Below are 14824 nucleotides of genomic sequence, written 5' to 3'. Positions count from 1 at the left end.
GCTCACCGTCCGATTCCCTCTCGCGTGACCTCGGGCGTGGCCGGAGGCGTGCCACGGCGGCGGAGGCTGGTAAGGAAGCCGTCGATGCGTTCGTGATCGAGGCGCTGCTGCGTGGCATCCGGTTTCGCCCCGAGCGGGGTGTGGTCGGTGATCCCGTAGCGTTCCCGATAGGCGACGACCATGCGCAATACCGTCCCCCACGGCTCTCTCGCAGCTGAATCGGGACGAGGTTCGGGGCCGAGCGCCTTCAGCCAGGGAGGCTTCTCCGTGAGGGCGTCGTCCGCGAGGGCTTGGGCGCGCTGTTCGATGAGCGATCGTAGTTCGGTCAGCGCGCGGGTCATGTCCTCGGGCATGCTGCCGGATGCTTCGGGGATGAACCCGGCGATGAACCGTCGCCGGGTGCCGCGCCCGCGTCCGGGGCTGGTGCGCGTGGCGAGTTGCTGCACGCGGTGGCGCAGCAGGCTCGCCGGGTCATCGGCGTCAGTGAGCGGCCCGGCCTTCAGTGCGCGGTCGATCAGCCGTTCCGGTCGGTGCCCGGCGGCCTCTGCCCGGCGCAGCGTGGCGACGATGGACCCGAACGTTTCCGACTCTGTCAGCTCGTCGACGAGGCCGTGGTCAAGGCCCGCTCGCGCAAACAGTTCCGTGATGTGCTCCGCCTGGGCTTCCTGCGCGACGGTCTCGTACTGATCGGCGAGGTGCGCGATCGAGGACCAGGCTTGCTGCTCGGCCTCGATCGTCTCGTGCGCGGACCTCTCCGCCCCTTCATGCTGCAAGACCCCGTAGAGGATCGAGTGGGCGGTGGGCTCGGTGTCGGGGAGCTGGTGTTCTTCAAGGTGGGCCTGGTCGATGGCGACGTAGGCGGTGTTGGACGCCCGGCCGCGGGTCATCGCGACGTAGAAGTTCTCCCGCGTCATTGAAGACGAGTGCACGATCGCGTGCGCAGTGTCCACGGTTGCGCCCTGTGCGCGGTGGGCAGTGACCGCATATCCGAGGTCGACGTTGTCTGCCACGTAGCCAGCGGGGAGCACGACGGTGGTGGCGTGGCGGGCGTCGGCACGTGCGATGGTGAGGGAACCGTCGTCGTGGTGTTCGGCGACGCGCCACCGGTCGCCGTTCTTCACCCACGCCCCTCCGCCGGTGGTCAGGCGCCGGTCGTTCTTCCTGGTGATGATGATGTCTCCTGTCCCGGCGCGGGTGCCGTCTCGCAGACGGATGCCGTCGGGTGAGACGTGGCCGTCGAGGATGCGGTCGTCGCGGGCGCGGCTGTTCAGCTCGGTGACGGTCTCGTTGGTCTCCGCGATCAGGAGGCTGCTCTTGCCGTCGGCGATGTCCATGTACCAGGACCGGTAGGCGGCGTCGAGGATGTCTTCAAAGTCACCGCCGACGATCCGACCCTGATCGTCGTAGGTGTCGATCACGTCGGTCCGGCCCAGGCGGAGGTGCAGGGACGCCGTCTTCTCCCACTCGGCGTGGAATCGGCGCACGTCGGCCAGCTCGGGGGCATCACCGCGGTCCCGGACGAGCAACCCGAATGCCCCACCGGCATCGACCGCGGTCAGCTGCGCCCAGTCCCCGACGAGGACGACCTTCGCGCCGGCCTCGGCGGCGTGGGTGGCGATGCGTTCCAGGGCGAGGGTGCCAGCGAGGGAGGACTCGTCAATGATGACCAGCTGGCCGGGCTGCAGGTCCCATCGGCCGTGGTCATGTTCATGAAGCCACTTCGCAGTGTTGTCGGTTTCGATGCCCAGGTCCTCTGCAAGCACTTCCGCCGCAGCGGCCGAGGGGGCAAGTCCGATGACGGTGCCGGCGCCGTGCTTCTTCTCCCATGCGCGGCGCAGCGCTCCGAGGGTCGTGGTCTTCCCGGTTCCGGCAGGGCCGACGAGCACGTCGATGCTCCGCCCGGAGACGGCGATCTTCTCCACCGCGGCCTGCTGCTCCACCGACAGCCGGATGCCTCGGGCGTCTCGCCGGGAGACGACTGCGCTTACGGTGCGCAGCGGCACGGCGGGGGCGTTCGTGGCCTGTGAGAGTGCGAGGAGGGTGTCTTCGGCTTCCAGGATGCGGGTCGAGGAGAAGACCGTGTGATGCTTCGGACGGAACATGCTCGACCCGTCCGGACGAGTGAACTCCGCTGGCGGGACGACGAGCTCAGGCGGGGTCAGCCGCAGCGACGCAGTCTCGGCGGCGTCGACGATCATGCCGATGATCGTTTCCCGGTCGGTGGTGGACGCGAAGCGCAGTCCCATCGTCTGCCGGGATGCCTCGGCATGCAGATTCCAGCGCCGCCACGTCGACCGCTTCACCCCGACTTGCGCGACGACGACTTCACCGATCGCGGTGGCCTGGTCCAGCGGAAGATCATCTGCGCGCAGGGTTCCCCGGGCGGTGCCGGATTCGAGAAGATGCGTCGCCCACGTGGTGCATTCCTCGTCCAGCACGTGGGTCGCCCGTCCACGCCATTCCTCGGTCAGGTCAGCGAGGGAGCGGACTTCTTTCGCGGGACGGGTGGCGAGGGTCGCCTGCTGGCGCAACCGGATGATCGTCGTCTCTGACGGGTACTTCCCGTGACGCGTGACGTACTCGTCGATGAGCCGGTTCTTCTCCGTGTCGATCGCGGCCGACCGGGACGAGAACTCATCGATCAACGCGTCGCCCACCCCGGTGATCTCCCACGAGGGGTTGCGGTCCCGGCCGCGATCGCGAGCTTCCCACCCCAGCCCGAGGACACGGGTGAGGTGGTCGGCGAGCACCGCGTTGTAGTGCTCAGACAACGCGACCACGGCCGCGTGCATGGGCCGGCCATCCAGCGTCCGCCACTTCCCGTCCGCTGCCTGCACCCGGTTCGCGATCACGACATGCGTGTGCAGCTGAGGGTCGCCCGCGCGGGAATCGAAGTGATCGAACGCGGTCGCCACCGCGCCCCGCACGTCGACCTGCGCGACACCGTTCGTGCCTGTCCTGCTCGCCGCGACGTCACGCTCGATCAGATCGATGACTTCCCGGATTGCCGCGTGATGGGCCTGTCCGATCAGTGCCTGTGTGCCGCCGTCTGCAACGGCCCAGAGTACGGAGACCGATTTCGGGACGGAGAAGGTGTAGTCATACCCGGCGACGGTGCGCGGGCGCTTGCGTTCCTTCTCCTCACGGACGATGTTCTCCACCGCGGCTTCCCGCTTCTCAGCGTTCAGATCCTCGGACAACCTGCCAGTGCGGATCTTCACCCGCTCCCGCAACGGCTTGAACGCGAAGTACGCCCGCCCGAGCTGCTCACCCGTCGTCGGATGCTCACCCCGTCCCAGCAGATGACGAAGCTGGGCCTCCGTCACCACCTCACCGTCCGCGACGGCCGCATCCTCGAGACCGGTCAAACCAGTACCAAGCCAGAATCCCGGCGGGGTTCCCGCCTCCGCGTAATAGCGGGTCAGTGACGTCGCAAGGTCCCGCCCGGTGTCACCGGCCGCGATGCTCTTGAGGAGATACCGATACCCCTCCCCCGCACTGAGCACACGCATCGACACCGTCACACAAGACAGGTACGTGACCCGATCCCTTCGAGGGCCCCTTGAGGCGGCGGCCGGGGAGAGGGCCCGACGAGGTCTTCATGCGGAAGGTGAATCGGGGAACTGATCGGAGGTGCTCCTCGGAGTGTCCGACTGGTCGAGTAGGGAAGCGCGCAGGAATCGAAATTCACCACAGCTTTCCTGCCGCTAGCGCCCTGGCTTCCACCGGACAGTCCGAACAGCCCCGTTCCGTCTGTTCGCGTTAAGCTGCCCCATCCGGACCATTCCGGCGCGCTCTGGTAGGGGGCGAGGAAGCAATAGCCGACACAAGCAGAAGGAGCCTCACGACACGCCGACAGCGGTCTGATCTGAGTCGGCGATGCCGGTACGCTAGGCCGGAAAGGCCCAGTCGGGTGCCTGCGTAGCCGAAGGAGCGCCCGATGGTCTTGCCCCGCATCGTGAGCCTCTTCTCGGGTGCAGGAGGACTTGATCTTGGCTTCCATCTGGAGGGCTACGAAATCGCCTTTGCTGTCGATCGGATGGTGGCCGCGGTGCAGACGCATAAGCGCAACTTCCCAGCGACCATGTCAGTTGCGGCGGACATCACGATCCGGAACGAGGCGTCCGGCAGCCTCGCCGTCTTGGATGAGATCGCGAAGGCGCTGACGGATGGCGAGGCCATCGGAATCATCGGCGGGCCCCCGTGTCAGGGATTCTCACGCGCGAACTCGAACTCTCGCGCTGATGACCCCCGAAATCAAATGCCAACCTTCTACCTTGAGATCGTTCAGGCGCTGCAAACACGCTACGACGTGCAGTTCGTGCTCTTCGAGAACGTCATGGGCATCCGCGATGCGAAGCACTCGGTGACATTCCGTGGGATCCTGGCTCGCCTCAAAGAGTTGGAACTCACGGCGGGTGTCGCCGACCACTCGGCCCTCGACTACGGCGTGCCCCAGACACGGAACCGTGTGATCATTTCAGGATTCAAGAACGAGGCAGCCGCTAGCGCCTTCAAGCCGAAGACAATCTCCCGCGAGGGAGTCGACTTGACCGTGCGCGGCGCAATTGGTCACCTGCCTCAGCCAGTTTTCTTCTCGCGAAGCCTCTCAGCGGACGACATCCCGACACATCCGAACCATTGGACGATGACTCCGCGGTCCAAGAGATTCAAGGGCGAGACCGCTGCGCCCGCGCCCACTAGGAGCTTCCGACGCCTGTCGTGGGACAAGCCAAGTCCCACGGTCGCCTACGGACATCGCGAGATTCATGTTCATCCGGACGGAGCGCGTCGGCTCAGCATCTATGAGGCGATGCTCCTGCAGGGCTTCCCGAGGTCATTCGTCCTCGAAGGCACTCTCTCACAGCAGGTGGAGCAGGTCTCGAACGCTGTGCCACCGCCCGTGGCTCGTTCGCTCGCGGCGGCCACCTCGACTGCGCTAACCACGTCGGCGAGCGCTACCCAGACGGTCACAGCGTAGTCAGCTCAGCCGCTGCCTGCGTCCAATGTCGGCCGTCATCCCTACAGTGGAGGGGGGAGGAAACGATGAGTAAGGCGGAGAGTCGGCCTGGGCCGAACGTGCTCCTCAGTCTTGCTGAAAACCCTGACTCCGCCTCGGTTTGCTCGTCTTGGATTGGTCCCATCCTCGCGTTGGGAACGCGGCTTGCGCGGAAGGTTGATGATTTCAGAGGTCGACAGCTGATCATTGCAATCTCGGTTCCGAGTCGCGAGTATGCAGCGGCGCTCATTGGTTCCGGTTGGACTCTCGGAAGGCCGCCCACTCAGGTGGCGACTGATCCGTTGACGGTTCTGCGCGCGGCACTGCCGCAGGGCAACTATCGTGCCGTCAACGCGAACCACGTGATTTCAGGTAGGTTCCAGGGGTTGTCCGAGAAGGTCGTGCGAGACAAGCTGCGCGTTGATGTCACACTCGCAGGGCAGTGGGTCGTCGACATGCTGGAAGCAGTCGCGGCCACTGCCGAGGGCGACCCGGCCGAGCGGATGCCGCGACCGCGCATCGGGAGCATCGGTCGGATGACAGGTGTTGACCGAAACTGGGCGCGGCGTCTTGTCGCTCCTGCGGCGGACCTCGCAATCGTGGGCACGAAAAGCTGGATCAGCGACGACCTCGAAGCTGTTCTTGCCCGGGGTGATGATCCCGATGGCGACTCGCTGGCTACCCTGCTTCTGCCGAGGACCGAGAAATCGGCAACTTGGTTCTCGCGCATCTACTCGTCTTCGGGCCTTGCTGACCAGCTTCCGCTTTCGGATGACGTATCCCTCACGATTCTGGACGGCCAAGGTGCGATCAGATATCTCAATGACGTCCTAAGCCCGATCGTCGTGTGCGTCTTCGATCGATCCGTTGCTGACGAGAGTGCAGCGGAACAGGTCGTGCAGCTCAGAAACTCGCGCGGAGAGCCGATTGCGCTGTCGACACAGCTCGGTTGGGCTCCTCCTGCCGGTGTCGAGGCACTCGGATTCACGGTGGCACTATGACGTCGCGGATCATCGGACTCGATCAGCGATATACAGCCTCGGCTTCGCTGGTGCGGCATGGCGTCGAGATCATTGCTGTTCGGGACGAACTCGGTGCAAGGTTCGATTCGGCCACCCGCGGCCTTTTCCGACTGATCCAGCGGGATGGGCCCGGCGTCTGGGATCATCTTGCCGGTGCCGCGAAAGCACTGCGCTGGCGCCTCATCACCGACCCGATGCCGATAGAGCGCAATGCTCAGCTCACGGCTGCTGCGGGCGAGGTGGGTCGTCAGGCTCGGCAGCTGATCGGAGCCGTCGACGAAGATGCGCTCCTGCGAGAGATCGCTGACGCCGCGGCGGCACTCTGCACCCGCGACCCACTCGTAGGCGCCGTACTGCTTGAGTCGCTGACTGAGGTCGGAGTGGACTCGGCAATTGTCGTGACTGCGAGCAGTCGATCGCGAGAAGCCCTGGGCGAATGGCTCGGCTCGCTTGGGGCACGAGTTCTCACGCTCGGCGATCTTGAGCGCGCCGATGTTTCCGAGGACATCGCCTACTTCGTGGGTCCCCCGCGATTCTTCAAACCGACGGCGGTCACTGCGCCCCGCACGCTGGAAGTGACGTTTATCCTTCCGGCGTGGTTCGGCGATCGAAACGTCCCAAGGTCGGCGATCGCACAGTACGCCGAAGGCGGTATCCAGGTCGCCGCGCGCATCGTCGAGGTCGGCGATGCGCTGCCTGCGCCGCCGGAGCCTGCGATGTCGGAGACCGAGCCGATCCAGGAGGAGGACCTCCTTCCGCAGCCGGTCTGGGGGAGCCGGGTGAGTGAGGACCGTGCGCCGCACGCGGACGAGGTGGAAGCGCGCAAGATTCTTCTTTCGGGGAATCGCGCAATCTGGCTTGATGACGATGGTGAGCGCATCCGTGCGCTTGATCCGACACAGCCGCCTGGCGAGCGCGTCGGCTATTCGGAGGTGTCCGCGGTCGCTCCGGGCACGTACCTGCTTCTGCGTGAAGGTGAGGCTGAGCGGGAGTCCCTCCATGCGCGAGCATATACGCGAATCGGCCCTCGCGCGTCAGCAACCCAGGAGTCGCAGGCGTCCTGGAAGTCTGCACTGATTGAGCAACTTAGGGCGAGAGGCATCCGCGACTCCGAACGCGCCTTGCGTGCACTCGGTGTTCGCGCGGCCGGCCAGGTTCGCGCCTGGGCATCGCCGCACGTTATCCGTCCGCAGAGTGATGGCGATTTCGAGCGGCTCCTCGGATGGCTGGGGCTACCGATCCAGCCGCACTTCGGGCACGCCTCATTGCTAAGACATGAGGTGCATCGAGCCACCCGGGAGCTGCGTGACCGGCTGGAAGCAGCGGCGGATGCCGCGGACCTTCACGAGCTCGAGCGCGTCGGTCATATGACTCTCGACATTGCTGAGCCAGGCTTTCGGGGCATGTTCGTCACCCGCGTCCTTGCGATCGCGCCATTTACGGAACTGGTCGCCCGCTACGACGCTCGCGTGCCCTTTGCCGACGAGGGTGCTCAATGGCTCGAATGATCCCGGCCTACTGCACCGAGTCCGCGCCTCCAGGCGAGAAGGCCGTCTTTGTGGCACTGCGGGACGCAGCTGGGACTGAACACTGGACTGTGCTGCACTCACTTGGGATCGCGCAGCATGAGCGACAGGTCGAAGGAGAGGCGGACTTCGTCGTCGTCGCGCCCGACGCTGGCCTGCTGGTGGTAGAGGTGAAGTCGCACCTGTCGGTCGCGCGTAGCTCCGATGGCACCTGGCGCCTCGGTCAGGACCCTCCGACCGTGCGAGGACCTTTTCAGCAGGCGCAGGAGGCGATGCACAGCATCCGGGGCTACCTCCGGAGCAAACGGGTCGAGCTGCGGGACGTCCCGGTCCTGCACGCGGTGTGGTTCACGGGAGTGCGTGCGCGAGCGACGCTGCCCGACTCACCTGAGTGGCACTCGTGGCAGGTGCTTGATTCGAGCGACCTCCCGACCACAGCTCAAGCGGTTGAACGAGTCATGAGAGAGGGAGCGCAGCACCTCGCCTCGATGATCAAGTACTTCGGGTTTGGTGGATATGGCCCGGACCGGGCCACCACTGAACGGATCGTGGCTACGCTTCGTCCGCGGTTCGAGGTTGTGATGACTGCTGGGGACCGCCGACAAGCGCGAGAGGGTCAGCTCGCACAGTTCGTCGAGGAGCAGTACCGCGCACTGGACTCAGCCGCCGACAACAGAGGCGTCTTGTTCACAGGCCCCGCCGGCACAGGCAAGACCTTCCTCGCCGCTGAGTCGGCTCAGCGGGAGGTCGCTCAGGGGCGAGCAGGTCGACTTCTGTGTTTCAACCGCCTACTTGGGCGTAGTCTCCGCGAGAAGCTCATGGATGTCGTGGGGCTCCGCGTGGGCACATTGCACCAGGAGATGTTGCGACTCGCCGGCATGAGCGGCCCGCCGGCAGACGCCGATAGCGACTTCTGGGAGCGAGTGCTGCCCGAGAAGGCCCTTGAGGGCCTTGCTGAGCGGAGTGCGGAGGAGGTCGGGGACTTCCTCATCGTCGATGAGATTCAGGACATCGCGACTGGCACCTACCTCGACTTGCTCGATCTGCTCGTCAAGGGCGGGCTGCGCGACGGTCGCGTTCTCATGTTCGGTGACTTTGAACGCCAGGCGATCTATGGCAGCGAGGGGGCACGCGAGGTACTTCGCGCCCGATCGCCGCATCTGGCGTCGTTCCGGCTGTCCGAGAACTGTCGGAACCTGCCCCGCATCGGATATCAGGTGAATCTCCTCGGTCACTTGACGCCGGGGTTCAGAGAGTTCCGCCGAACCGACGACGGTATCGATCCGACGATCATCAAGTACGTCCGCGGCGAGGACCAGGCCGCCATATTGCGGAAGGTCGTAGGCGATCTGCGTGACGAAGGCTTCGATCTGACAGAGATCGTCGTGCTCAGCCCGCTTGGCGATAGTTCTGTCGCTGCGAGCACATCTGAGCCCTGGCTTCGTCAAGTGCTGAGTCCCGCAGACGGTTCGAAGCCGATCAAGGGGCGGCTCCGCTACGGCACCATCCACTCGTTCAAGGGACTGGACGCGCCGGCCGTCATCGTCACTGACCTTGATGACTCCGGTGGGCCGCACTTCGATGCCCTCGTCTACGTCGGGCTGACACGCGCGACGGATCGCCTGACCGCCCTGGTAGAAACGAAGACGCTACGGCGACTGGTTGGAGGAGAGGCATGAGCGGAATCGAAGCCCGTGAGACCGTTGAGGCGGCCCTACGGCGCGAGCTCTTCGGGCCTCTCGACGGTGATCCCGTGCGGGGGCAGCCGCTGACGATTAACGCTGGAGTCGTGCATTTCGAGACGACGGAGGCATCCCGGGGCCAGTTCCACGATGCGGACAGCGGCCAGGAGATTCTCACGAGCGGCACCCCGCTCAAGCGCTACGGCGTCGGAGTCTTATTCGCGGGCGCCACCGTCGGCGGCTCGCCGGTGGAAAGCGCCGTCGAGGAGGTTTCCGACGCCCTCGACGGAATCACCGGTATCGCGCTCTCCGAAGACGACCAGATTGGGCCGCCTGTCGAGATTCAGGGCCACGTCCGTCACGATGTCGCTGACTCGGATGACTTCGATCTCACGGATGCCAACACGTTCAAGCCGTCGGCGATGGCCGTCTCGTTTGAGACTCGCATGGCTGACTCGGGAACCCTCACAGTTGAGGTAGTCGGCGCGAGATACGAGAAGCTGACCGTGCACATCCCAGGTGTCGCCAAACCAGTCGATTGGTGGGTCAGACGCCCCTTCGAGGCGGTCGGCACGATCTCGGGTCGTACGGTTCTGCGGGAGACGAATCGGCTCAAAGTTATCGACGTCGTGCTCCTGAGCGGCGAAGGCGTTGTCCCTCTTGCGGTGCGAGTGTTCAGTCGTCCGGTCCCCGGGGCTGACGACCCGGCTCTCAGGATCGTGACCCTCGCAGTCGTCAACGATGCCCCTGGTTCCGGCCCGTCTGCGGCGGTCTTTCAGGTTGGCTTCAAGGTGTCGACTGTCGGCGACGCTGACATCGTCCCCTATCCGGAGGTCGAGCTGCCCGACCGGGACGAGGAGGAGCGATCACTTGACCTCCTCTACCGGAACCAGCGCACCTATGCGATCGGGCATGGCTGTGCAGCCGAATGGGGGGCAGTCAACGCCGATGGAGTTGTGCCGTTCGTGCAGGCCGCGGCTCTGCCTGCATATGAGGTCGTCAGCCTCTCACCGAACGTGTACCTGTCTGACGACAACGGGAATCCTGCCTTCGATGCCGATGGCAAGCGGCAGCCGGTGGCTGTCAGTATGGCGGCCCTGGCAAGCGGTAGCGAGGACGGCGCCGCCCAAGTGGAGCTTGTCCTCAGTCAGTACGAGAAGTGGATCGACCGGCGGGAGGCCGAGATCCCCGAGTTGCTTCCGCGCTATCAGGACGCCGCGAGTGAGCACATGCGTCGAGCACGAGCGGCGCTGACGCGGATGCGAACAGGCTGGAGCCTCGTGGCAGCGAACGATCGAGCTGCGCGAGCGTTTCGCTGGGCAAACGAGGCGATGCTGCTCCAGCAGGTCCGATCCGGATTCGAGCTGCGCGAGGCCAAGCAGAGCGGCGATGGTCGCTGGAGAGTCGAGGGAGCGCACCCCGCACTCACCGTGCCGACTGGCCGGGGATACTGGCGTCCATTCCAGATCGCGTTCCTACTTGCAGTGCTGCCCGAACTCGTAGAGCCAGAACGCCAGACTCGCAGCGACGTCGATCTGATCTTCTTCCCCACTGGTGGTGGCAAGACAGAGGCGTACCTTGGCGCGGCCGCCGTCAGTTTGCTCTCCCGGCGGCTCCGTAACCCCGAGGACGCCGGAACAGACACGCTCATGCGATACACCCTGCGTCTCCTCACGGCGCAGCAGTTCCTCCGTGCTGCATCGCTGGTCTGCGTGCTCGAAGACATTCGGGAGCAGAACTCTGACACCCTCGGTGCTGCTCCCTTTGGAATTGGGATTTGGCTGGGTGGCAGCTCAACGCCGAATACGTGGAAGCAAGCACTTGACAACTTGCGGGCTCTGCGTAGACGACCTCACGAGCAGAACCTTTTCCTTCTGCTGAGGTGTCCCTGGTGCGGTGCACAGATGGGCCCGCAGCCTAAGAAGGGCGGTGGACAGGAACCGATCGGGTACGAGGAAGCAGCGGGCAGGGTCGTGCTCCGCTGCATTGACGGCGAGTGCAAGTATTCACGCCGCGCTGGTCTGCCGGTCCATGTTGTCGATGACGATATCTATGAAGCTCGGCCCTCGATTGTCATCGGGACTGTCGACAAGTTCGCGATGATGGCGTGGCGCCCCAGGGCGAGGAATCTCTTCGGGCTTGACGGGAGTGGCGCGCGAAAGGTGTCTCCGCCCAGCTTGATCATTCAGGACGAGCTGCACTTGATCTCCGGCCCGCTCGGCTCAATGGTCGGAATCTACGAGCCCGTGATCGACGAACTCTGTACCGATCGCCGCGGCGCGAGTCCTGTGCTCCCCAAGATCATTGCCTCCACGGCGACGGTCAGACGATATGAGGACCAGATCAAGGGGCTTTTCGGCAGGGAGACCGTCGCGCTCTTTCCGCCGCACGGTCTTGAGGAGGGGCGATCCTTCTTCGCTGAACCCGCGACTTCGGCCGACGGAACCCCGGAACCAGGGCGGCGCTACATCGGTGTGATGAGCGCATCGCTCGGCTCGACACAGACGGTCCAGGTCCGCGTCGCCGCCGCAACCCTCCAGGCCGCGGTGGACATCCCGGAAGAGGACCGGGACGGCTACTGGACCAACCTCAACTTCCTCAACTCGCTCCGGGAACTCGGGAATACCGTCTCGCTCCTCCAGGCTGACATTCCCGACTATCTCACCGGGCTCCGCCGACGGGACGGGATCGTGCCACGGTGGCCTCACCGACAGATGGAACTCACATCGAGGCGGCGGTCAGACGAGATTCCAAAAGCGATCGAACAGCTCCAGGTGAGGTACGCCCCTGGGAAGGAGCGACAAGAGGCTATCGATATCTGTCTCGCCTCGAACATCATCGAGGTAGGTGTGGACATCGATCGGCTCGCGCTGATGACGATCGTCGGGCAACCGAAGACCACGGCGCAGTACATCCAGGTGAGCGGTCGGGTCGGCCGGAAGCAGGAAGTCAGCCCTGGACTGGTCATCACCATCTACGGGGCCGCGAAGCCGCGTGACCGCAGCCACTACGAGCGTTTCCGCACCTACCATCAACAGCTTTACGCGCAGGTGGAGCCTACTTCCGTCACTCCATTTGCCATGCCGGTCCTTCGCAGAGCGCTTCACGCTGCCGCGGTCGCCTATGTTCGGCAGACCGCTCCCGAGACACTCGGACCCGACCCGTTCCCTTCGACTGCCTACGACGAGGCCATTCGCCTGCTGCGTGAGCGAGCAGAAATCGCGGAACCCGACGAGCTCCCGGTCCTCGATCGTTTTGCGCGTGATCGCGCCCGTCAGTGGGGTGGTTGGGAGCGTACCGAGTGGGACGCCAACCCCCGTACTGGTGATCCGCTGCAGGGGCTCATGCGGTTCGCGGGAACCCTCCCTGATCTCGATAGGCGCGCGACGATCTGGGATGTGCCGACAAGCATGCGGAACGTCGATGCCGAATGCCGCCTGGAGATCAGTCAGGCGTACCTGTTCGAGGACACGGCCGCGGAGGAGCCAGCATGAGCACTGGAGCAATGCGCCGAGCGCAGCTAGTGACTCCATTCGGCGTGGGGGCCATGAGCGTGCTTGTGAATGGGACCTCAGTGATCACTGCTGGTCTTGATCACTGGTACGAGGTCGTCGACCAAAGCGCTCTCGCGATGGAGGAGTACCAGGAACACGACTGGCGGCTTGAGTCCCGCCTCAAAGTCTCCGAGTTCCGACTGCCACCGGACTACAGGCCGTCAGGCCAGGGCAGCGACTTGCGAAACGTCCGACTTACCGTGCCCGTGTTGCGCTTCCCCCGATGGTCGTTCTGCATCTATTGCAAGCGTCTGGAACTCAGCAAGCTCACGATGAAGACGCTCGTTGAGTGCCAGGACAAGGAGCATGCCGACAAGAAGTACAAGCCGAAGATGTCGCAGGTTCCGTTCGTGGCGATCTGCGCCCGAGGACACCTGGATGACTTTCCCTTTGACAAGTGGGTGCATCGATCGGCCAACCCATCATGTACGGGCACCTTGCGCCTCGTATCACGCGGAGGCGGCGGGCTCGAAGGGCAGGTCGTAACCTGCGATACCTGCAAGCAGGAGCGCTCGCTTCGAGGGGTCACCGAGGCCCGATTCGACAAGAACGGCGAGGAGCACACCAATCTCAGCGATCAGCTCGTTTCGCCCGAACAGCCCTATCTCTGCGGTGGGGCTCGGCCCTGGTTAGCGCAGCTTGACGGTGTTTGCGATCAACCGATTCGAGGCGCCCTGCGCGCTGCTGGAAACGTCTACTTCCCCAAGGTGGAGTCCTCGATCTATCTCCCTCGACGTGAGGGAGCCGTCAGCGAGGAGGTCCATCAGCTGCTCCGACACCCTGCTGTCAGCACGACCTTCAACAACGTGTTTCAGTTGAGTCTTGATGAGGTGTCGGGCGGGCAGCTACGGAAGCTGCTGGAGCGAAACGTCCCGCCCGAACTCTTCGCTCCCATTTCGGACGACGAGTTACTGGCGGCATACCAAGATCAGTTCGGCATCGGCGAGAGCAGCGGGGAGGAGCCAGTCGAGACTCCGGTCGACGCGGAGAGCCTGACGAGCGACGACATCTGGCGGCATCCGGAATACGTGAAGATTCGCGAGACACCGAAAGATGACTTCCTCGCGGCATCCGACCCCGGTCTTCACGCTGATCTAGCAAGCCACCTCTCTCGCGTGAGGTCGATCGATGTGCTTCGGGAGACGCGCGCGTTGCGGGGGTTTACGCGAGTTCGCGACGGCGAGCTGAAGCTGACGGAGGGGAAGGCGATGCTCAGGCGTGCCAGCTTGACCCCTGCACAGGATTGGCTGCCGGCCTATGTGGTCAAGGGTGAAGGAATCTACTTCGAACTCGATGGGACACGCCTTGCAGCCTGGGAGGGGCGTGCGGAGGTTCAGGCACGCGCCCAGCGGATCACCGATCACTACGGATCAGTGGCAAGCCAGCGCGGGTTGCAGGGGCGGACGATTAGCCCAAGGTTCGTGCTGCTGCATACGCTGTCGCATCTCTTGATCAACGAGTTCATCTTCGCCTGCGGCTACAGCTCGGCTTCGCTCCGGGAGCGTCTCTACGTCTCTGACTCGGCCGATCGGAACATGGCCGGCGTACTGATCTACACAGCGGCGGGCGACTCAGAAGGGACGATGGGCGGACTTGTTCGCATGGCACGCCCGGACAACCTGCGGCAAGTTTTTGCCTCTGCACTGGCGGACGCTCACTGGTGCTCGACTGATCCGGTGTGTATGGATGCAGGCGAGAAGGGGCAGGGACCGGACTCCTGCAACCTTGCGGCGTGTCACGCCTGTGGGCTCCTCCCCGAGACCAGCTGTGAGGAGTTCAATCGATTCCTCGATCGAGGTCTCGTAATCGGCACTCTGGACGACCCGAAGCTGGGCTACTTCTCCGACGCGTTCTCAGACTGAAGCGTTTCCGAAGGAAGATACCATCTGACGACCAGTCCCATCGCCACTCGGGGGCGGTGCTCATGCGCAAACTATGGGGCATCGAGTACGAGTCTGGTCGTATCGGCCCGCCCAGAAGTTGCATACTCGGAGTTATGGCTCTGGGCGGCCGTCAGAGTTAAGGAGGGCTGTCGGCCGGT

At 64.4% G+C, this 14824-nt stretch carries 7 protein-coding genes; 6 read left to right on the top strand and 1 reads right to left on the bottom strand.

What is annotated here, in order from left to right:
• Nucleotides 1-2: 2 nt before the first annotated feature.
• On the bottom strand, nucleotides 3-3524 hold the full coding sequence (mobF, locus tag AC1RS9_RS05030; protein WP_074040851.1) for a MobF family relaxase: 3522 nt from the start codon (nucleotides 3522-3524) through the stop codon (nucleotides 3-5).
• A 416-nt stretch (nucleotides 3525-3940) separates the two neighbouring features.
• On the opposite strand from mobF, the gene AC1RS9_RS05025 reads away from it, so the two are divergent.
• From AC1RS9_RS05025 to drmB, 6 genes are all read left to right on the top strand, one after another.
• The gene (locus AC1RS9_RS05025; protein ID WP_074040852.1) at nucleotides 3941-4981 is read left to right on the top strand and encodes a DNA cytosine methyltransferase; all 1041 of its coding nucleotides are present in this window, start codon (nucleotides 3941-3943) and stop codon (nucleotides 4979-4981) included.
• A gap of 320 nt (nucleotides 4982-5301) precedes the next feature.
• A complete protein-coding gene (locus AC1RS9_RS05020; RefSeq protein WP_235006245.1) occupies nucleotides 5302-6000 on the top strand; it encodes a hypothetical protein in 699 nt (232 codons plus the stop codon).
• Nucleotides 5997-7529, top strand: coding sequence for a DISARM anti-phage system protein DrmE domain-containing protein (locus AC1RS9_RS05015; RefSeq protein ID WP_074040853.1), 1533 nt, complete (start codon nucleotides 5997-5999; stop codon nucleotides 7527-7529). The genes AC1RS9_RS05020 and AC1RS9_RS05015 overlap by 4 nt, the downstream gene beginning before the upstream one ends.
• Nucleotides 7517-9226 carry a nuclease-related domain-containing DEAD/DEAH box helicase gene (locus AC1RS9_RS05010; RefSeq protein ID WP_239279600.1) on the top strand — a complete coding sequence of 570 codons (1710 nt, stop codon included), beginning with the start codon at nucleotides 7517-7519 and terminating at the stop codon, nucleotides 9224-9226. Before AC1RS9_RS05015 ends, AC1RS9_RS05010 begins: the two co-directional genes overlap by 13 nt.
• A complete protein-coding gene (locus AC1RS9_RS05005) occupies nucleotides 9223-12723 on the top strand; it encodes a helicase-related protein (RefSeq protein WP_074040855.1) in 3501 nt (1166 codons plus the stop codon). The genes AC1RS9_RS05010 and AC1RS9_RS05005 overlap by 4 nt, the downstream gene beginning before the upstream one ends.
• Entirely contained in the window at nucleotides 12720-14645 is a 1926-nt protein-coding gene (drmB, locus tag AC1RS9_RS05000; RefSeq protein WP_074040856.1) for a DUF1998 domain-containing protein, read from the top strand. Before AC1RS9_RS05005 ends, drmB begins: the two co-directional genes overlap by 4 nt.
• Nucleotides 14646-14824: the final 179 nt, after the last annotated feature.

The sequence above is a fragment of the Dermacoccus sp. MPR-E5 genome (genome assembly GCF_058809565.1).
Note: the sequence above shows the minus strand (reverse complement) of the source record. Positions and strands in the feature narration are given on the sequence as shown.